This is a genomic window from Mesorhizobium sp. M1348 (assembly GCF_040317925.1).
Taxonomy (GTDB): Bacteria; Pseudomonadota; Alphaproteobacteria; order Rhizobiales; family Rhizobiaceae; genus Mesorhizobium.
Genome location: NZ_JAMYLH010000009.1, coordinates 194,813 through 214,393, shown reverse-complemented (window position 1 = coordinate 214,393; position 19,581 = coordinate 194,813). Strand labels below are relative to the sequence as shown.

17 protein-coding genes and 2 tRNA genes are annotated in these 19,581 nt (G+C 61.9%); 7 read left to right on the top strand and 12 right to left on the bottom strand.

Going from position 1 to position 19,581, the window contains the following annotated elements:
* Nucleotides 1–6: 6 nt before the first annotated feature.
* Nucleotides 7–1,764: an arginine--tRNA ligase gene (gene argS / locus NKH13_RS18065; protein WP_352913407.1), complete on the bottom strand. Its 1,758-nt coding sequence runs from the start codon at nucleotides 1,762–1,764 to the stop codon at nucleotides 7–9.
* Nucleotides 1,765–1,824: 60 nt separating this feature from the next.
* Nucleotides 1,825–3,039 carry a deoxyguanosinetriphosphate triphosphohydrolase gene (locus NKH13_RS18060; protein WP_352721661.1) on the bottom strand — a complete coding sequence of 405 codons (1,215 nt, stop codon included), beginning with the start codon at nucleotides 3,037–3,039 and terminating at the stop codon, nucleotides 1,825–1,827.
* Nucleotides 3,040–3,112: 73 nt separating this feature from the next.
* Here NKH13_RS18060 and erpA point away from each other — a divergent pair, with 73 nt between their 5' ends.
* From erpA to NKH13_RS18040, 4 genes are all read left to right on the top strand, one after another.
* The gene (gene erpA / locus NKH13_RS18055; RefSeq protein WP_352913405.1) at nucleotides 3,113–3,460 is read left to right on the top strand and encodes an iron-sulfur cluster insertion protein ErpA; all 348 of its coding nucleotides are present in this window, start codon (nucleotides 3,113–3,115) and stop codon (nucleotides 3,458–3,460) included.
* Nucleotides 3,461–3,462: 2 nt separating this feature from the next.
* Nucleotides 3,463–3,852 (top strand): VOC family protein, encoded by a 390-nt coding sequence (locus tag NKH13_RS18050; protein ID WP_352666048.1) that lies wholly within the window; start codon nucleotides 3,463–3,465, stop codon nucleotides 3,850–3,852.
* 30 nt (nucleotides 3,853–3,882) lie between these two features.
* Entirely contained in the window at nucleotides 3,883–4,677 is a 795-nt protein-coding gene (gene xth, locus NKH13_RS18045; protein ID WP_352721659.1) for an exodeoxyribonuclease III, read from the top strand.
* Between the two features lie 77 nt (nucleotides 4,678–4,754).
* Nucleotides 4,755–5,072 carry a hypothetical protein gene (locus NKH13_RS18040; protein WP_352721657.1) on the top strand — a complete coding sequence of 106 codons (318 nt, stop codon included), beginning with the start codon at nucleotides 4,755–4,757 and terminating at the stop codon, nucleotides 5,070–5,072.
* A 23-nt stretch (nucleotides 5,073–5,095) separates the two neighbouring features.
* Here the strand turns inward: NKH13_RS18040 and NKH13_RS18035 are convergent, their stop codons facing one another.
* The 8 genes from NKH13_RS18035 to NKH13_RS18000 all read right to left on the bottom strand — a co-directional run bounded on the left by NKH13_RS18035 (nucleotide 5,096) and on the right by NKH13_RS18000 (nucleotide 16,098).
* Entirely contained in the window at nucleotides 5,096–5,932 is an 837-nt protein-coding gene (locus tag NKH13_RS18035) for a tetratricopeptide repeat protein (RefSeq protein ID WP_023678939.1), read from the bottom strand.
* A complete protein-coding gene (gene ilvD, locus NKH13_RS18030) occupies nucleotides 5,919–7,643 on the bottom strand; it encodes a dihydroxy-acid dehydratase (RefSeq protein WP_352721656.1) in 1,725 nt (574 codons plus the stop codon). Before ilvD ends, NKH13_RS18035 begins: the two co-directional genes overlap by 14 nt.
* A gap of 277 nt (nucleotides 7,644–7,920) precedes the next feature.
* On the bottom strand, nucleotides 7,921–9,141 hold the full coding sequence (locus NKH13_RS18025) for an OmpP1/FadL family transporter (protein ID WP_352721654.1): 1,221 nt from the start codon (nucleotides 9,139–9,141) through the stop codon (nucleotides 7,921–7,923).
* Between the two features lie 381 nt (nucleotides 9,142–9,522).
* Nucleotides 9,523–12,306 (bottom strand): valine--tRNA ligase, encoded by a 2,784-nt coding sequence (locus NKH13_RS18020; RefSeq protein WP_352913403.1) that lies wholly within the window; start codon nucleotides 12,304–12,306, stop codon nucleotides 9,523–9,525.
* A 293-nt stretch (nucleotides 12,307–12,599) separates the two neighbouring features.
* Nucleotides 12,600–13,490, bottom strand: coding sequence for a DUF2497 domain-containing protein (locus tag NKH13_RS18015; protein ID WP_352913401.1), 891 nt, complete (start codon nucleotides 13,488–13,490; stop codon nucleotides 12,600–12,602).
* A 198-nt stretch (nucleotides 13,491–13,688) separates the two neighbouring features.
* A complete protein-coding gene (locus tag NKH13_RS18010) occupies nucleotides 13,689–15,080 on the bottom strand; it encodes a TolC family outer membrane protein (RefSeq protein ID WP_352721649.1) in 1,392 nt (463 codons plus the stop codon).
* Nucleotides 15,081–15,266: 186 nt separating this feature from the next.
* The gene (locus tag NKH13_RS18005) at nucleotides 15,267–15,935 is read right to left on the bottom strand and encodes a protein-L-isoaspartate O-methyltransferase family protein (protein ID WP_352721647.1); all 669 of its coding nucleotides are present in this window, start codon (nucleotides 15,933–15,935) and stop codon (nucleotides 15,267–15,269) included.
* Between the two features lie 89 nt (nucleotides 15,936–16,024).
* Nucleotides 16,025–16,098, bottom strand: a tRNA-Cys gene (locus NKH13_RS18000).
* Between the two features lie 215 nt (nucleotides 16,099–16,313).
* On the opposite strand from NKH13_RS18000, the gene NKH13_RS17995 reads away from it, so the two are divergent.
* Nucleotides 16,314–16,514, top strand: a complete 201-nt coding sequence (locus NKH13_RS17995; RefSeq protein WP_352913399.1) for a hypothetical protein — start codon at nucleotides 16,314–16,316, stop codon at nucleotides 16,512–16,514.
* Nucleotides 16,515–16,569: 55 nt separating this feature from the next.
* On the opposite strand, the gene NKH13_RS17990 is transcribed toward NKH13_RS17995, so the two are convergent.
* Nucleotides 16,570–16,830, bottom strand: a complete 261-nt coding sequence (locus NKH13_RS17990; RefSeq protein WP_023676401.1) for a hypothetical protein — start codon at nucleotides 16,828–16,830, stop codon at nucleotides 16,570–16,572.
* A gap of 220 nt (nucleotides 16,831–17,050) precedes the next feature.
* Here NKH13_RS17990 and NKH13_RS17985 point away from each other — a divergent pair.
* Nucleotides 17,051–17,125 (top strand) — tRNA-Asn (locus tag NKH13_RS17985).
* Nucleotides 17,126–17,217: 92 nt separating this feature from the next.
* The gene (locus tag NKH13_RS17980; RefSeq protein ID WP_352913397.1) at nucleotides 17,218–18,627 is read left to right on the top strand and encodes a tyrosine-type recombinase/integrase; all 1,410 of its coding nucleotides are present in this window, start codon (nucleotides 17,218–17,220) and stop codon (nucleotides 18,625–18,627) included.
* A 5-nt stretch (nucleotides 18,628–18,632) separates the two neighbouring features.
* Here NKH13_RS17980 and NKH13_RS17975 read toward each other — a convergent pair whose 3' ends face one another.
* Nucleotides 18,633–19,499 carry a DUF7946 domain-containing protein gene (locus NKH13_RS17975; RefSeq protein ID WP_352913395.1) on the bottom strand — a complete coding sequence of 289 codons (867 nt, stop codon included), beginning with the start codon at nucleotides 19,497–19,499 and terminating at the stop codon, nucleotides 18,633–18,635.
* Nucleotides 19,500–19,581 lie beyond the last annotated feature (82 nt).

The following is a 19,581-nucleotide window of genomic DNA, read 5'->3' as shown; positions in this document are numbered from 1 at the left end:
TCAAACCTAACGCATTTCGGTGGGCGCATTGGCTCCGATCAGCGTCAGGCCGGACGCCAAAACGTCCGAAACAGCCTGCACCAGCCCTAGTCTGGCATGCGTCAATTGTCGGTCGTTAACCTTAACAAAACGTAAGTCGGGATTATCGGTGCCCCGGTTCCAGTGTCCGTGGAAGCTGGAAGCGAGTTCGTAGAGGTAAAATGCCAGCCGGTGGGGCTCGAGCGCGAGCGCCGCCGCTTCGATCAGCCGCGGATATTCGGCGAGTTTCCTGATCAGGCCGATCTCACCCTCATCGGTCAGCAAAGCCACTTCGGCGGCCAGCTGGTTGCGGTCGAACATGGCCTCGCCCAATTGCTCGCTCGCCTGCCGAAACACCGAATGGCAGCGCGCCGAGGCGTACTGCACGTAGAACACCGGATTGTCCTTCGACTGCTCGGTCACCTTGGCGAAGTCGAAGTCGAGCGGCGCGTCGTTCTTGCGATAGAGCATCATGAAGCGGATCGGGTCGCGGCCAACCTCCTCGACCACTTCGCGCAAGGTCACGAACTCGCCGGACCGCTTCGACATGCGCACCGGCTCGCCGGCGCGAAACAGCCTCACCAGTTGGCAAAGCAGCACGGTTAGCTTGACCTCGTCGCCCGCAATCGCCCGGGCAAGCGCTTCCAGCCGTTTCACATAGCCGCCATGATCGGCGCCAAGCACATAGATCAGATCGACGAAGCCGCGATCGACCTTGTCCTTGAGATAAGCGACGTCGGCGGCGAAATAAGTGAAGGTGCCGTCCGACTTGACCAGCGCCCGGTCCATATCGTCGCCGACTGCGGTCGAGCGGAACAGCGTCTGCTCGCGGTCCTCCCAGTCGTCCGGCTTCTCGCCCTTGGGCGGCGGCAGCTTGCCCTTGTAGATGTGGCCCTTCAGCGTCAGGTCGCTGATCGCCGAGCGGATCTTCTTCGCATTGTTGGCATGCAGCGTCCGCTCGGAGAAGAAGACGTCGTGATGCACGTTGAGCAGCGCCAGATCCTCGCGGATCATCGTCATCATCGCATCGATCGTCCTGTCCTTGACGATGGCAAGCGCCTCCTCGTCCGGCATCTGCAGCAGGGAGCGGCCGAATTCGTTGGCCAGCGCCTGACCAACGGGGATCAGATAGTCGCCTGGATAAAGCCCGGCCGGAATGTCGCCGATCTCATCGCCAAGCGCCTCGCGGTAGCGCAGCATGACCGAGCGTCCGAGCACATCGATTTGCGAACCGGCATCGTTGATGACGTATTCCTTGGTCACGTCGTAACCGGCGAAGGCCATCAGATTGGCGAGCGCGTCGCCGACCACGGCACCCCGGCAATGCCCGACATGCATCGGGCCGGTCGGGTTGGCCGAGACATATTCGACATTGGTTTTCTTGCCGCCGCCGACCGTCGAGCGGCCGTAGTTGCGGCCTTCGCCGAGCAGCGCCGTCAGATGCGCCTGCCAGAAGCCGTCCTTGAGCCTGAGATTGACAAAGCCCGGGCCGGCGATCTCGGCGGCCGCGATATCCTCGTCGGCGCGCAGCGCCTCGGCCAGCCTTTCGGCCAGCGCACGCGGGTTCTGGCCGGTCGGCTTGGCCAACACCATGGCTGCGTTGGTCGCGAGGTCGCCATGGCTGGCATCGCGCGGCGGCTCGACAGCGATGCGCGACAGGTCCGGCGACACGCCATCCTTGTCTTTCAAATCAAGCGCTTCGACGGCCTTTATGATTCGCGCGTTGAAATCGGCGAAGATGTTCATTGCTATGGCTCTGACGGTTTTGCAGGGATCCGGCGCGTTGGCCGGCAAATCGAGCCCGCCCTAGCTCAAATCCGGCGTATGGTCAAACAAACGCCTGTGTTCCTTGAGCGCATAAGTGTCCGTCATGCCGGCCAGGAAATCGGCAACACTGCGCGCCTTGACGCGGTCCTCTGCCCGGTCGAGCCCTTCGCGCCAGCCATCCGGCATGGCGCGCGGATCGGCGAAATAAACGTCGAACAGGTCCCTGACGATCTGGTCGGCATCGGCGCGCACCCGCATGACCTCCGCGTGCCGGTAGAGGTGCTTGTAAAGAAAGGCCTTCAGCTCCTTTTCCGATGCGGCCGTTTCGGCGGAGAAGCTCACCATCGTCTCGCCGGCCGCCCTTACCGCTTCGGCGCTGCCGGGTTTGATGCGCGCCAGATTGGCCGTCGTCGAGACGATCACGTCCTCGACCATGATGGTGATCTGCCGGCGCATCAGCTCGTGGCTGGTGCGTACGTCATCGAGCGCCGGATAGCGCTCACGCACGCCCTTGAGGATCGACCCCGGCAGCGAGACATCCTCCAGCATATCCAGCGTCAACAGCCCTGCCCTCAAGCCGTCATCGATGTCGTGGGTGTTGTAGGCGATGTCGTCGGCAATCGCCGCGCACTGGGCCTCGATACCGGCGAAGCGGTCGAGTTCGAGGTCGTGCAGTTCGGAATAGTCGCGGATTGCCTGCGGCACCGGCCCCTTCAGCCCTTTCCCTTTGGCATCGGTCAGCGGGCCATTGTGCTTGACCAGCCCCTCCAGCGTTTCCCAGGTGAGGTTCAGCCCGTCGAACTCGGCATAGCGCCGCTCCAGCCGCGTCACCACGCGCAGCGATTGTGCATTGTGGTCGAAGCCGCCCCAGGCGGCCATCTTATCGTTCAGCGCGTCCTCGCCGGTATGGCCGAAGGGCGTGTGGCCGAAGTCGTGCACCAGGGCCACCGCCTCGGCCAGGTCCTCGTCGCCGCGCAGCGCCCGCGCCAGAGCGCGTGCAATTTGCGCCACCTCGATCGAATGCGTCAGCCTTGTGCGGTAATGGTCGCCTTCATGTGCGACGAACACTTGCGTCTTGTGCTTCAGCCGGCGGAACGCCGTCGAATGGATGATGCGGTCGCGGTCGCGCTGGAACGGCGTGCGCGTCGGGCTTTCCACCTCGTCGAACAGCCGCCCGCGCGATTTCGCCGGGTCGCTGGCATAGGCCGCGCGCGGCCGATAGCCGAATCCGATGTCGCCCAACTCGTTGGTCATAGCGTATGCCGCAGTTGACTTGCCCCGTCGCGCTTCATACCTATCATACAAAACCGAAAGCAAGGTGACGCCCATGGGCGCTGATGCCAAGACCGCCATGAAAGTCGAGATGACCGACGCCGCCGCCAGGCGGATCGCCAAGATTGTTGCGAGCGAAGCCGATAAGACGGCCCTGCGCGTTTCGGTCGAGGGCGGCGGCTGTTCCGGCTTCTCCTACAAGTTCGATCTGGTCGACAGGCGCAATGACGACGACGTCGCCATCGAAAAGGACGGCGCCACCGTGCTGATCGACGACCTGTCGCTGGTCTATATGGGCGGCTCGGTGATCGATTTCGTCGACGATCTGATGGGCCAGTCGTTCCAGATCAGAAACCCCAATGCGGTCGCCTCCTGCGGCTGCGGCACCAGCTTCTCGATCTAGAAATGCCCGACATCGGCGCGGTCCGTCAGGTCGCGCTTTCCGCCGGACGCGACCTCGACGCAACGCTGGCGTTCTGGCGCGAGGTGCTCGGCATGAGCCTGCATGCGCGTTTCGATCCTCCAGGCATCGCCTTCATCATGGCAGGTGACGTGCGCCTGCTTTTCACCGACGGCCTGCCGGCTGGCACCGTCTATCTCGACATCTCGGGCCTCGAAGAGTTCCACGCTTCGGCAAAGGCCGCCGGCGTCCCCTTCACCGCGCCGCCGGCGCTCGTCCATCGCGACACCGAAGGCCTGTTCGGCCAGGCGGGGGAAAGCGAATGGATGGCCTTCCTAAAGGACCCGGCAGGCAATACGATCGGCCTTGTCGAACGTCACCCGCCGGATCGCTAGTCTCCGGACCACCAGCCTATCGAGGCCGTCATGAAAATCGTCACCTGGAACATCAACGGCGTTCGCGCCCGCATCGGCAATTTGACCCATTGGCTGACGGAAAGCGCGCCAGACATCGCCTGCCTGCAGGAGATCAAGACCGTCGACGAGCAGTTTCCTCGCGCCGAGATCGAGGCGCTCGGCTACAATGTCGAGACTTACGGCCAAAAAGGCTTCAACGGCGTCGCCATCCTGTCGAAGCTGCGTTTCGACGAGGTCAATCGCGGCTTGCCGGGCGACGATGCCGACGAGCAGGCGCGTTTCATCGAAGGCGTGTTCTCGACCGACAAGGGCGCCTTGCGCGTTGCCTCGATCTATCTGCCGAACGGCAACCCGATCGACGACGAGAAGAAGTTCTCCTACAAGCTTTCCTGGATGGCGCGGCTGGAGCGCTGGGCCGAGGAGCGGCTTGCACTGGAAGAGCCGCTGGTTCTGGCCGGCGACTACAATGTCATTCCGGAGCCTATCGACGCGAAATATCCGGAAAACTGGCTAAGCGATGCGCTGTTCCAACCCGCGACGCGGCAGGCGTTCCGGCGGCTGAAGAATCTCGGCTTCACCGAAGCCGTGCGTGCCGTCAGCGACGCCCCGGACGTCTTTACGTTCTGGGACTATCAGGCCGGCGCCTGGCAGAAGAACAACGGCATCCGCATCGACCACCTGCTTTTGTCGCCCGAGGCCGCCAACTGGTTTTCCTCGGCCTCGATCGAAAAACAGGTGCGCGCCTGGGAAAAGCCCTCCGACCACGTACCGGTGGCGATCGATCTGGCGCTGCAGCCGGCCTGACCGGAGCTGCTGTCCGGCGGCACATTGATAAGTTGACCTCTTATCGCCACAAATCGCGCGCTTGATGGGAAATCATCATGGTGGCTGGGGTTCCCATGACTACTCGATTTGCATTCTGCCCGATCGGCTGCGCGCTTGCGATGGCGGTGGCGACGCCGGCTTTTGCCGATGCAGAATGCCTTGCCAACGGCAAATCATTCCAGATCGGCCGGGTCGCCTGCCTGACGGTTGCAGGCGGGAGCCATCTCGCCCGTTGCGACATGGTGCTCAACAACACGTCCTGGACAAAGCTCCGCGACGGCTGCCCGGAGGACACACTGGCCCCACATCTGCAGGGCACGCCGATCTCAACACCGGCGCCCGGCGGCGTGCCGGCGGAACCGACCGCGAATTGATTTAAATCTACAATCCCGCCGACCTATTGGTCGCCGCCACCCTTGGTGAGGATGTCGTCGGCCAGCGAGATCGCGGTGCGGCGGTCGGCTTCGCCGGCGGCCGCAAACGCTTCTTCCTGCATGCCGCGGATCCATGGCTGGTCGGCGGGTGAGGCCCGTTCGAGCGCCGCGGTCATCATCGCCAGCCCCCGCACGATCTTGCCGCTTTGGAAAAGCAGGTTGCCGAGCGTCGCCTGCGCGCCCGCGTGGCCCTTTTCGGCCGCCAGCTGGAACCAGCGTCCGGCCTGCTTGACGCTGGCCTTGACGCCGCCCTCACCCTTGAGGAACATCTGGCCCATCTCGAACTGGGCGTTCGGGTTGCGGTAGTTGGCGGCGGCACGCATGTAATATTCCTGGGCCGCCACCTCGTTCTCCTCGACGGGGCTGCCGGGAATGCCTTTCCTCAGATAGTCGCCAAGCGCCACCAGCGCGTCCGAAACATAGCTTTCCTCGGGCGAACCGGGCTCGACATCCTGGTCGACGATCTCGCTAAAGAACTTGAACGCCGCGTAGTCGTCTCGCGCCACGCCGTCGCCTTCCGCATACATGCGCGCAAGCTTCCAGGTGGCGCCGATCTGGCCGTTCTCGGCGGCATATTTATACGCTTCCGCGGCCTGCTCCTTATGGCCGTTCTTGTAGGCGGAAAAGCCGAACTGGAACACCGCCCAAGGGCTCGACTGCGGCTTCACGCCGGTCTTGTCGTCGAATACCTTGTCGTCGAAAGCCATGGCCTGGCCGACGGCGCCCAAGGTCGCGCCAAAAGTGGCGAGCGCAACCAGTGCCGAAAGGACAGACGACCTCAACAACTCAGATGTCCGCATAGCAGTGTGTTTCTTTGGCACCGCCGGGATGGGTGACCGCGCCGTCGCGGGCAGATCCGACCGTCTGTGCGTATTTCCAGATCGCGCCCGACTGATAATCGGTCGTGCGCGCCTTCCATGCTTTTGCCCTCGCCGCCAGTTCGGCTTTGGACAATGCAACCTCGATCGTGCCGTTCACCGCATCGATCGAGATCAAGTCGCCATCCCTAAGCAGCCCGATCGGGCCGCCCACTGCCGCTTCCGGCCCGACATGGCCGATGCAGAAACCGCGCGTTGCGCCCGAAAAACGCCCGTCGGTGATGAGCGCCACCTTGCCGCCCATGCCCTGGCCGTAGAGAGCCGCCGTCGTCGACAGCATTTCGCGCATGCCCGGGCCGCCGCGCGGACCCTCGTAACGGATGACGAGAACCTCGCCTTCCCTGTAGTTGCGATGTGTAACCGCTTCGAAACATTCCTCTTCCGAATCGAAGCAGCGCGCCGGACCCGAGAATTTCAGTTCCGCCATACCAGCGACCTTCACGATCGCGCCTTCGGGGGCAAGGTTACCCTTCAAGCCCACGACCCCGCCGGTCTGGGTAATCGGCCTGTTGGCGGGACGGACCACATCCTGACTGTCATTCCAGGAAACATGTTCCATATTTTCGGCCAAAGTGCGGCCGGTCACCGTCAGGCAATCGCCATGAAGATAGCCATGGTCGAGCAGCGTCTTCATCAAGAGCGGAATGCCGCCGGCCTCGAACATGTCCTTGGCGACGTATTTGCCGCCCGGCTTGAGGTCGGCGATATAGGGTGTTTTCTCGAATATCCTGGCCACGTCGAAAAGATCGAACTTTATCCCGGCCTCGTGCGCGATCGCCGGCAGATGCAGCGCCGCGTTGGTCGAGCCGCCGGTGGCCGAGACCACGGTCGCGGCATTTTCCAACGCTTCTATAGTAACGATGTCGCGCGGGCGGATGTTCCTTGCGATCAGCTCCATGATCTTTTCGCCGGAAGCGAAATTGAAGCGGTCGCGCATCTCGTAGGGTGCCGGCGCGCCGCAGGAATAGGGCAGCGCCAGGCCGATCGCCTCAGCGACGGTGGCCATGGTATTGGCGGTGAACTGGGCGCCGCAGGAGCCGGCAGACGGACAGGCGGCTTGCTCGATCTCGAGCAGCTCGGCGTCGCTGATGGTGCCGACCGAATGCTGGCCCACCGCCTCGAACACGTCCTGTACAGTGATCTGCCGGCCACGGTAGCTGCCGGGCAGGATCGAGCCGCCATAGATGAAGATCGACGGTACGTTGAGGCGCACCATGGCCATCATCATGCCGGGCAGCGACTTGTCGCAACCGGCCAATCCGACCAACGCATCGTAGCAATGGCCGCGCATCGTGAGCTCGACCGAGTCGGCGATGACCTCGCGCGACACCAGCGACGACTTCATGCCCTGATGGCCCATGGCGATGCCGTCGGTGACGGTGATGGTGCAGAATTCGCGTGGCGTGCCATTGGCGGATGCCACGCCCTTCTTGACCACTTGCGCCTGGCGCATCAGCGAGATGTTGCAGGGTGCTGCTTCGTTCCAGCAGCTGGCGACACCGACCAGCGGCTGCGCGATCTCGGCCGCCGACAGCCCCATCGCATAGAGGTAGGAGCGATGCGGTGCCCGCTCGGGACCAACGGTCACGTGGCGGCTCGGCAGCTTGGCCTTGGAGATCCCTCTGGCGTCCATACTCGTCCTTGCCGCGGGCGGTGCGGCCTGCCTCTTCGCCTAGCCTTTTGGCGCGTGTCCCGAGACAAGTTTGAGGTGCGCCGGGTTTATGGCGGGAAATAGGCAATGTTCCCGGGCGGCCGGGTGGCGCGAGGGTTGTTCAGAAACTGTTGCCAAAACGTCACAATTATCGGAGCGAACATCATGGGCCAATTGTTGCGCTGGCCGAACGCCGGATGATGCACCGAACAAAACGGCCGGGCAACGCCCGGCCGTTTTGTCGTTTAAAAATCTGTAGTTAGAACTTGATCTTGACGGAAGCCGAACCGGCGAGAAGCAGGTCGTTGCCGTAGGTATAGGTGACGGCATTTGCCACGTCGCCGACACCGCTGAAAGTCGATGACCCGCTCGTCAGCACACCGATCGAGCCGCCGAGCCTGACCTCGACCTGGTCGTTCGGCGAATAGGAGACGCCGCTGGCAACGGCCCAGGTATCCGACTGATAGCCCGAGGTCGTCGAGGTGCCGCGATCCCAGGTCACCGAAACCACGCCCGACAATTGATCGGTGAACTTGTGACCGATACCGCCCGTGACCGTCCAGCCGTCGCGATAAAGCAGGTCGAATGAAACGGGCGAGGGAGCACCGGTCACCGGACTGCGTACGCCATTGATGGCAATGACGCCAAGCTTGCTCCACTCCTGCCAGCGGATGGAACCGAAGGCCAGCCAGCCAGGAGCTATACCGCTCTGCAGCTTGAATTCCAGAGCCTGAGGTATCTCAGCCGACGCCGAGACTGGGTACACCCCGGTGGAGCCAGGAACCAGATCCGCTGGAAAGGCGCCCCTGAAGCCGGTCGTGTCGACCGTTCCCGACAGCCCGTCATATTTGTAGCTGGAAGAGTACATCAGGCTGGCGCGCAGAGCGATCTCGGGGATCTCATAGGCTGCGCCCGCACGCCAACCCCACGCCTCGTCGGATAGCTTGAATACGCCGAGGCCGGTATTGCCGAAGGCGAGCAGTGTCTGGCGGGACAGAAACGCGTCGACCTGCTGGTAGGAGACGCCGCCGATGAATCGTATGGAGCCCTTGCCGACGTTCACCTTGTAAGAGCAGGTGAGACCGAAATCGTCTGTGTCGACGGCGTATTTGACCGCTGTCGGTGAATAGGCGTTGTTCATGCCGAAATTTGCGTCCGCACCATACGGTCTCGTATAGGTGGCAAGACAGTCTACGGGCTCAAAGATGTTGGCCTTGATGCCGACATGCGGCACCGCATAGTCGCCACCAACGTCCACCGCCGATGTCGACAAACCCGAGCCGTCGAGGCGCTGCACATTCTTGAGTTTGCGCTGCGGCGAAACATAGGTGACGCCCGCATCGAACGAATATGGCGCCGCGTCGAACAGCTGGTCGATGTTGACGCCGCCCCGGTCAAAGCCCCCGGCTTGCACCGTCCCAGCCAAAGCCAGCGAAAAAGCCCCCGCGCCCAGCAGCACTTTCAGACGCGAATAACACATGAATCTCCTCCCCGAAATATCCTTGCATCAAGCTAGAACCAATTCAGGTTAACGGCGCAACAACGAATTCGCCGTGCGTACATGTACACCTTGGCTGAACGCATTTCCGACAAGGTGTCGGCCTTCTTCCCGAGACGGGAAAATGGCCGCCTCAATACAAATCGACGAGAAAACTCGGGAAAACCGCCCAAATCACTACAGAACAGTGCATTTTGAGTGCCCAGTCAGCCATTGTTACATTACGGCAACAATGGGGCAAAAACATTCAGTTTGCCTCAAGATTTACGCTGCGGAATGCCTGTTTTCGTGGCAGGCGGCCTATCTGGAAAGCAGATTCGTGACCGGCGAATCTATCCCGGCCAGCCGGCCCAATTTGTTTGATCAGCCGGCCTCGCGTACCCGCGTCAATGCCACCGAAAGCTTCTCTTGCGCCTCGCGATATTCGGCGAGTTTTTCGCGCTCGGCCTCCACCACCTCTTCCGGCGCGTTGGCGACGAATTTCTCGTTGGACAGCTTCTTGTAGAGCCGCGCTATTTCCTCGGTCACCTTGGCAAGTTCCTTCTGCAGGCGCGCTGCCTCCGCGGCAAGGTCGATCAGGCTGCCGAGCGGCAGGCAGATGGTCGCTTCGTTAAGCACGATCTGCGCGGAGCCCTTGGGTGCCGCATCGACCAGCGAGATGTCGCCGACCCGCGCCAGCCGCTTGATTGCCGATGCCTGGCGCTCCAGCCTTTCGTGTGTCGTGTCATTGGCACCGATCACCATCAGGGGAGCTATCGCCGCCGGCGGCACGTTCATTTCCGAACGCACCGAGCGGATGCCGGAGACGAGATCGACCAGCCAGTTGATATCGGCGGCGGCCTCCTCGTCCTCGAAATCGGGCGACGGCCAAGCCGCATGACAAAGCAGCGACGGCCGTTGCCTGCCCTCGCCGGCGGTTTCGGCCCACAGTTCCTCGGTCATGAACGGCATCATCGGATGCAGCAGCTTATAGATCTCGTCCAGCACGAAGGCGACGCATGCCCTGCTCTCGGCCTTGGCGGCCTCGTCGGCGCCCATGAACACCGGCTTCAGCAGTTCCAGGTACCAGTCGCAGAATTGGTTCCAGACGAACCGGTAGGCGGCGCCCGCCGCCTCGTTGAAGCGGTATGAGGTGATACCGTCGGTTATGTCTCGCGCGGCTCGCGTCAGCTCCGTCAGGATCCAGCGATTGACCGCGAGCTTGGCGTCCTGCAGCCAGAAATCGTCGTCGCGCGCCACTTCGTTCATCTCGGCAAAACGCGTCGCGTTCCACAGCTTGGTGCCGAAATTGCGGTAACCGGCAATGCGGGCCGGATCGAGCTTAACGTCGCGCCCTTGCGCTGCCATCACCGTCAAGGTGAAGCGCAGCGCATCGGCGCCATATTCGTCGATGAGCTCGAGCGGATCGATGACGTTGCCTTTCGACTTCGACATCTTCTGCCCGTTCTTGTCGCGAACCAGCGCATGGACATAGACCGTGTGGAACGGCTCCTGGTCCATGAAATGCAGGCCCATCATCATCATGCGGGCGACCCAGAAGAAGATGATGTCGAAACCGGTGACCAGCACGTCGGTCGGGTAATAGGTCTTCAGCTCCGGCGTCTGGTCCGGCCAGCCGAGCGTCGAGAACGGCCACAGCGCCGACGAGAACCATGTATCGAGCACGTCCTCGTCGCGGGTCAGGATCTCGCCAGGCTGGAAATTCTCGAGCTTGTCCTCGACCCAGGCCTTCCACGGCCCTTCCAGCGCCAGATAATATTCGACGGCGGCACCGAGCGCTTCTTCCTCGGTCTTTTCGACAAAGACATGCCCGTCCGGGCCGTACCAGGCAGGGATCTGGTGGCCCCACCAGAGCTGGCGCGAAATGCACCAGGGCTGGATGTTCTCCATCCAGTCGAAATAGGTCTTTTCCCAGTTTTTGGGCACGAAATTGGTACGGCTCTCGCGCACCGAGGCGATCGCCGGCTTGGCCAGTTCCGCCGCATTGACATACCACTGGTCGGTCAGAAACGGCTCGATCGGCACGCCGCCACGGTCGCCGTGCGGGACAGTGTGGCGATGCGGCTCGACCTTCTCGAGAAAGCCGCCCGCCTCCATCAGCTCGACGATCTTCCTGCGCGCATCGAAACGGTCGAGGCCGTCCAGGCTGTCCCAGACGGCCTGGCGCTCCGGCGTCACTTCCAGTCCGGCGAGAAAGTCCTCATTGTCCTTGAGGCTCACCGCCGCATTGACGGTGAGGATGTTGACCGCCGGCAGCCGGTGGCGCTTGCCGACCTCGAAATCGTTGAAGTCATGCGCCGGCGTGATCTTGACCGCACCGCTGCCTTTTTCGGGATCGGAATACTCGTCCGCCACCACCGGGATCTTGCGGCCGACGATCGGCAGGATGAGGTTCTTGCCGACAAGATGCCGGAAACGTTCGTCGTCGGGGTGGACTGCTACGGCCGTATCGCCCAGCATCGTCTCCGGGCGGGTCGTCGCAACGGTGATGAAGGTCTTCGGATTCTCCGGATCGAAGGTCACGCCCGCGACCGGATAGCGGAAGTGCCACAGATTGCCGTTGACTTCCTGCTGCTCGACCTCGAGATCCGAGATGGCGGTCAACAGCTTCGGGTCCCAGTTCACCAGGCGCTTGTCCTTGTAGATCAGCCCTTCCTTGTAGAGCGTCACGAACACTTCGAGCACGGCCTTGGACAGGCCTTCGTCCATAGTGAAGCGCTCCCGGCTCCAGTCGGCCGAGGCTCCGAGCCGCTTCAGCTGGTTGAGGATGGCGCCGCCGGACTCGGCCTTCCACTCCCAGACCTTGTCGATGAACTCATCGCGCGTCAGGTCGCGGCGGTGGATCTGCTTTTCCATCAGCTGGCGCTCGACCACCATCTGCGTGGCGATGCCGGCATGATCCATGCCCGGCTGCCACAAGACGTTCTTGCCGCGCATGCGCTCGAAGCGCACCAGAATGTCCTGCAGCGTGTTGTTGAGCGCGTGGCCCATATGCAGCGAGCCGGTGACGTTCGGCGGCGGGATGACGATGGTGAAGGCTTCAGCCCCCTCCTCGGCCCCGGCCCCGGCCCGAAACGCGTCGGCCTCTTCCCAGATCCTGGCAATCTTCGGCTCGACGGCTTTGGCGTCGTAGGTCTTTTCGAGCATGGGAAAACGGTCCGCGCTGTCCGGAATTTGTGGTCCGGTGTAAATCGGAAGGTTGTTGCCAAGTCAACCGCAAGGGCGGCGGGTTTGTTCCACGCTACGGATCACACGAGTTTGTCCGTTCCGCGGGGTCATCGCGCTCGAATTCGACATGGCTTTCCCAAAGCCGGGGCAGTCGGCTCAGTCCGAACGGCGACGTGTGGCGATAAGGCTTGAAATGGCCGCGCTGAACCGCCTAGCGCTCACGAGAGCTCCAGATAGCCCATAATAACTTCTCCTGGCTGCAGGCTGCTGTGCTACTGCGCGCCGCGCGCGACGCGCTCGATTTCCTCGCGCACCAGCCGCTCGACCAGCGTCGGCAGGTTGTTGTCCAGCCAGTCCTGCAGCATGGGCCGCAGCATCTCCTCGGCCATCTCGTCGAAGGTCTTCTTGCTGCGGCTGGCAAACGCGTCGGAGAGCTCGCCGAAGGCGGCGGCAACCTGCCGGCCCGTATGCTCCGAAAGGATCGCCGGACGTGCGGGCGGCGCCTCGCTGGCCGCCGGACGCGCCAATCCGATTTTCGAAGATTCCGGGCCGATTTTCGAAGGTTCCGGGCCGATTTTCGAAGGTTCCGGGCCACTTTCCGAAAGCTCCGGCCCAATTTCCGAAGGCTCTGGCGCAGGTCCAGCACTCGCCTCGCCCTCGAAAACCTCGGCTTTCGGCTTGGCGTCCGGCGTACGGAGTGGCTCGGCGCGCTCCGGCTTGGCTATCGCGTCGCCGACCGCGGCGATCTCGCGCCGCCAATCGGCGATGATAGTGTCGGTCGTCTCGGCAGCCTTGGCCGTCGCAGGCCGATCCGGCTTTGCGGGCGGTTCGGGAGCGGCGTTCACCTCAGCCAGCGTCACCGCTGCTTTTACAGGGCCGGGGCGCAGCGGCGTTTCCAGGCGCTCAATGACCGGCGCGGCCGCTGGCTGCACCTCGGCGCGCGTGGCCGGCTTGGCGATCTCCAGTCCGCCGCGCAGTTCGGAGCGGAACGCATCCCCCTCCGCTGCCCGTCCGGCTGCCGGCGCCGGTTGCAGATCCTGGCGCAGCTCGTCCGCGTCGCCCGGCTGCTTGCGGCCGGTATCGCTGTCCTCGATGATCCTTCTGATGGAAGCCAGTATCTCTTCCATGGAAGGTTCGCGCTGTACGCTGCTCGCCGTCGCCATCGTCACATCCGCCGCCCTTGTGACTCGTTCTCAGATTTCCTGTCCGGCAATGCCGGATTCGAATCATGGCAACAGCGTAACCGACGGAACGCCTTGCGAGAATCCCCAATCTGGCGACATCTCGGATTTCAACAGATTAGGGTCGGGAGTTGAAGCCCGCGCGTCGTTCGAGCGCGGGCTGAAAACACGCCTTGGCGATCAGCGGCCGTCCGGCGTGCGCAGGCCGATCCACTTGTCCTTGACGGCGTTGTAATGCTCTTCCGGCCTGTACTTCGTCACGTTGAGCGCAAGGCGCTCTGCCGACAAATGGCCAACCGCCGAGAGGATGGCATAGCTTGCCACCACCACGTCGCGTTCGGCGCTGACAAGATTGATCTTGGCGGTGATGAGGGTCGCCTGCGCGTTGAGCACGTCGAGCGTGGTGCGCTGGCCGACATTGCGCTCTTCGATGACGCCGTTCAGGGCAAGCTGTGCGGCGGCGACCACCTGCCGGTTGGCCGTGACGCTTTGCTGCGCGGCGGTGTATTGCGACCATGCCGAGGTCACCGCTTGGCGCACGGTGTCGCGGCTGACATCGACCTCGATACGGGCCTGGCTAAGTGATTCCTTTGATTGGCGAACCAATGCCGAGGTCCGGCCGCCGGAATAGATCGGTATCGTCAATGTCGCGCCGATGTTCGCCGAATTGGTTACGCCATCCTGTGTCGAGGAGAGCGAGCCCGGCGCGGTGCCGCGAATGGCGCTCGAAACACCTGCCGACGCCGATAGTTGCGGCAGCAACGCGCCTTCGGCAGACTTCACCGAAAACGCCGCCGCGTCGACCAGATGCGCGGTGGCGAGGATGGCCGGATGCTCGGCCGATGCGATCGCAATCGCCGCATCGAGGCTCGACGGCAACAGCTTCGACACCGGCGAAGCCGGCCTGAGCCTGCCCGGCTCGTCGCCGACGATCTGGCGATAGGTCGCAGCGCTTGCCAGCGCCGTCGCGCGGGCGGCGCTCAACTGCGCCACCGCGGAGGCACGCTGGGCGTCGGCTTGCGCGACGTCGGTGCGCGTACCTTCGCCGACCTCGAAGCGCGAACGCGCCGCACGCGCCTGCTCGGTCAGGAATTGCAGGTTCTGTTCGGTCAGCACGGCGACCTGGCGGTCGCGGATAACGTCCATATAGGCACTTGCCGCGTTGAAAAGAGTGTTTTCTTCGGCGTTGCGCAGGCTTTCGAACGAAGCGCGGACCCGCGATTCGGCGGCCGCCACATTGTTCCTGGTCTGAAAACCGTCAAACAGCGTCTGGTCGATCTCGACGCCGAAGTTGCCGGTGGTTATCGAGATGTTTCGGTGCAACCGATTGCTGTGGCTGGCGGTATAATCAATACTTCCGGAACCAGTGATGGTCGGGCGCCAGCCGGACTTGGCGATGGCGACGCCCTCGTCGGTGACGCGGGCGCCGGCGCGTGAAGAATTAAGCGAGGAATTGTTCTGATAGGCCTTTGAAAGTGCCCCGAGGATGGTTTCGGCCGAGGCGGCCAGTGGAGAAAGCGCTGTCGCCGAAACGAGGACAGCGGTAAAAAGCAACTTGCGTACAGACGGCACGTTATATTCCCTCATTCGTTTTGCACGGGAACTGCGCCACGCTGGCTTCTCCTCTGATCAGCCGGCGCCGCGTTTTTTATCGTTCCCCCGCTGAAAGCCCCCAAGAAACACCCGGTTATGCAGATCAGCAACGATTGTTCAAACGCAAGCGATCATGACAACGCCTTCGCTGCAAGGCAAAATCACTCAGAATTCGAAGGCGGGAATGCGTTCGAATCCCGGTAGTGGCTTAATTGCCGCATTAAACGCGCGTCTTCCCGTTACAACCCCTCCAGTCTTAAAAAAAAGCCGGGCTACGCCCGAATTGCCCTGCCCTTCAACGGCGACGAGTCGGCCGCCTTCGGCAAGCTGATCGAACAGCGCCGTCGGCACCTCGCCGACGCTGCCGCCGATCAGGATGACGTCGTAAGGCGCCCTGGCAGCATGGCCTTGCGGCAGCGGTCCCTGGACCACCGTGACATTGGCGCAACCAAGTGCCGCGAGCGTCGACGTGGCGCTCTCGGCGAGCGCCACATCGCTTTCCAGCGCGACCACGGACCTTGCCAGCCGCGACAGGATCGCCGCCGCATAGCCGGTGCCGCAGCCGACATCGAGTGCCGAATCGCTTGGGCCGACATCGGCCAGCTGCATCAGCTTGGCCAATGGCGACGGTTCCATCAGATAGCGCGGACCATCGGCCGTATCGGCAATGCGGATGTCCTCATCGATATAGGCAAGATCGCGCTGGCCGGCGCCGACAAAGGCCTCGCGCGGCACGACAAGCATCGCCTCGAGCAATGGCGCGCTGGTCACGTCGGTGGTGCGGATCTGGCCGTCGACCATCTTCACCCGGCGTTCGGCAAAATCAGCGCTCATGTTCCAACCATCCGCTTGCCGCGCAAAGACCGCGGCTGTTTCGACCGGAACTGAAGCCCCCTGGCGCTGACGCGCGGGAGCTCGGGCATTGGAGGCCTCGCCCGGAATCGAACCGGGGTGCAAGGATTTGCAGTCCTCTGCGTAACCACTCCGCCACGAGGCCTCATTGCTCCCGGCGTTCCACCCGGCTCCAATAGGTTGCGGCGAAAATGCCGTCAAGCGGCCACCATGCATTCCCAACGGTACTTCCGACACCGAGGCACTGCTTATCAACGCAATGCCATGCTAGCAATAATATATTAGCTTATCGTTAAGCATGATGCGCGGCGACAGGAACCCGAAACCGGCGGCCACGTTGGGCAGATAGGAGGCTCCGCCATGGCTCGAGCAGCTACGAAAGACGGCACACCGCGCGGATTGTCGCAGTCTGCAGAGCTTGTGCGCTATGCCATCGACCGCCTCGGCATAGAAGGCGCAAACAGCCTGCCGCCGCGCGACCGGGCGCGGCTGGCATCGGCTACCGCCGTTCTCAAGGAGCTTTGCGAACGCCTGGAAAGCTGCTTCGACCAACCTCGGTGATGCCTAGACGGACCACGCCGCTCTCAAACAATTGCCTGTTTCCAGCAGGGCAACCTCAATCGGGCCGGCGCCGTCGCTCCCACCAGACGACGAAGCGGCGCCGGTGACGGCGCACCAATGCGAATTCGTAGGAGAGTACCAGCAATCCGATCGGTACCATCCAGAAACCCAGGATCGGCAGGAAACCGAGAATGCCGCCGATGATCAGCACGACGCCGATCGCAATCCTGAGGCCGCGCGAGCGCGGCATGGTGAACTGGCGGCCGAAGACCGAGATTTTCCGGGCCGGTGGCTGTTCGTCGCTCATTGCCGTCATGTGAAATGTCGATCCGTTTGCATCAGTAGCACCATCAGCCGGAGAAAGCCGCAGCGGCCTTTTCTGTTCCGTGACAGGCGAGAGACAGCTCATATGAGGGCGCTCGCCGGCCATTGCCAGAAAGCCCTGCGCTAAAAAGCACCGAAAAAATGCGAAATGCTTCTTTGCAAAGCCGAAACGGGTTTGCTATAGGCTGCCCCACTCACATAAGAGCCTCTGTTCCCCGGTAGCTCAGTGGTAGAGCAACCGGCTGTTAACCGGTTGGTCGCTGGTTCGAATCCGGCCCGGGGAGCCACTATCACCAGAAATGTCTTGAAACCCAAGGATTGCAAGGGTTTCCGCTTCCCCAGAGATACACCGCGCGATACACTGCGGGGTACCCTGAGCATGAAGATCGACGTGAAGCATATACAGAAACGCGGCAAAGCCGGATGGCGCTATAGGCGCAAAATCCCTGAAGAACTTCGGACCGTTTTGGGCAAGCGAGAACACCTCGTGCCGCTTGGCGCCACCGAGCAGGAGGCGCTTAGGAAATATCCGAGAGTTCACGCTGAGGCTGAGAAACTCTTGGCCGACGCGATCAAGCGCGCCAATGGACCTACCCCAACGGAATGGGGTTATTTCCGCGACGGTATAGCCGCTGCCCGCAAGATGGGCTTCCGCCAAGACCGTGACTTCCCGTCAGTCAACGAGATCGAGCATGACACGGACTGGCAGGCCAGAATGAAGGCCGTCGAGACGCTTGTCCGCAAGTACGTTCCAGATTTCGACAGCGTCGATGACGACGACGACGATGACGACGACCTCCCCGATTTCCGTCCAACCGAAGCGGACACCGCATTGGCGCGCGCGCTGCTGCTGAACTCATCGGGTACGCCAGCCCCGACCCTTGAGGACGCCAAGAGGCTCTATCTTAAGGAGCGAGTTGGAGACGACGAGACGAAGCAGATGGAGCTTGAGCGGGTCTTCAAGCTCGTCGTGGAGGCACTTGGCAAAGACCGCAAGCTGGCAAGCCTCAAGCGCGAGGACGCCAAGGACGTTCGCGATCACATGCTCGATGGGCGCAAAGCGTCTTCCGTTGACCGCTACCTGAACGTGGTCCGGGCCGTCATCAACCACGCCATAAGGGAATTTGACTTAGCCGGCGCTACCAACCCTTTTATGAACTTGGAGGCTGCGCCGAAGGACAGGGCAGAGCCCGACAAGGACAAGCGTCGGCCATTCACCCTGGATGAGGTTGCAGCCATAACCGCCCGCATTGCCTACCATGCCAAGACGGACCTTCGGCACATTTGGACAATCCTAAATGGAACCGGGTGCCGCCTCGCTGAGGTCTCGGGCCTTCGTGTCGCGGACGTACACCTTGACCACGCCGTTCCGCACATCACGGTCGAGTGGCATGATGACCGTCGGATTAAGAATAAAGTGTCACGTCGCAACGTCCCTCTGATAGGCGACGCTCTTGAGGCCGCAAAGGAAGCCGTCACAGCCGCCGGCAAAGCCACAATGCTGTTCCCTGCCTATGGTCGACCCCGTGGCCCGGCGTCAGCCTCCGCTGCCCTCGGAAAGCATGTCCGCGCCTGTGTGTCTGATCCTAAGGCCACAACGCATTCTCTTCGCCACCTGATGAAGGATCGCCTGCGACTGGCGGGCGTCACCAAGTCGGACCAAGACATTATCCTTGGACACTCCTCAGGCAGCGTCGGGGAAGACTACGGTGGCGACGAGGTGAGGCTTGCGGTCGCTGGGCGAGCACTTGAGAAGGCGCTTGGCACAGTGAGCAAATCGGTTTCCTGACGGTGCTATTCTTGCACCGCATCGGAGATGAAGATGCGATCAATCTCGCCCTCTGAGTACTGCGGTTTGCACCTCACAGCTATCTGAGCTTGTCCATCGAAGGCCGTGGAATATGGATTGTTCGGAACCCCAAGCACGGGGTCGGTGATTTGCCCAGAAACACGGCGGTTTGGCTGATCGTCGCCAACGACAGAGACCTTGCAAGTCTTGGTGACCAAGTCGAGTTCAGAGATGATCACGGTCATCACCTGCTCAGCCCCTATCTCTATCGGCTCGACTTTCTCAATCTCAATGCGATCGGTTTCCGTCACCAGAAAGGCGCCGCTTTCCGAATGGCCGACTTGAAGGGTTTGAGCCGATGTTCCGATTGGGTTGACCAACATCTTCACGGCTGCATGATTTGATAGTGCCAGCCGTTCCGCCATCTGGATAGCGGCTCGTGAGGTATGACCCATTTCCTCCAAAGCCCTGACCGCGACCTCGTTAGCAGCATCCATTTCTTTGGATTTGTTGGCCCAACGGGCGATCGTTGCATTTACCAAGGCTTCAGTGGCCTTGGTCGCCGCTGTTCTGATTGCAACATCGATGTAAGGGAGTAGTGGAACAGCCACGGCCGCTGCCAAACCAAACCCAGCCTGAACCATTACCCAGATGTCATATGACCCAGGCTGTGGAGGCAGTGCATAGACCTTTACAGAATTGCCTATCTCGCGCTTTGAATAACGTCCGGTGAGCGCCACCTGACCACCAGACGCTATGAGCTTGGAGGCGCCTCGAAGTGAAAGAGCAAGCGGTTCAAGTTCAACGATGTGTCTGTCTGCATCCAATCCTTCGAACTTGATCCTGATCGGATCAACCTTCTCAACTTGCATAGTGCCCTCGCTCCCAAAGTGGAAATGAAGAACAAATGGACACGAAAGTCAAAAGGCCCGCAGGCATATGACAGTCCCGACG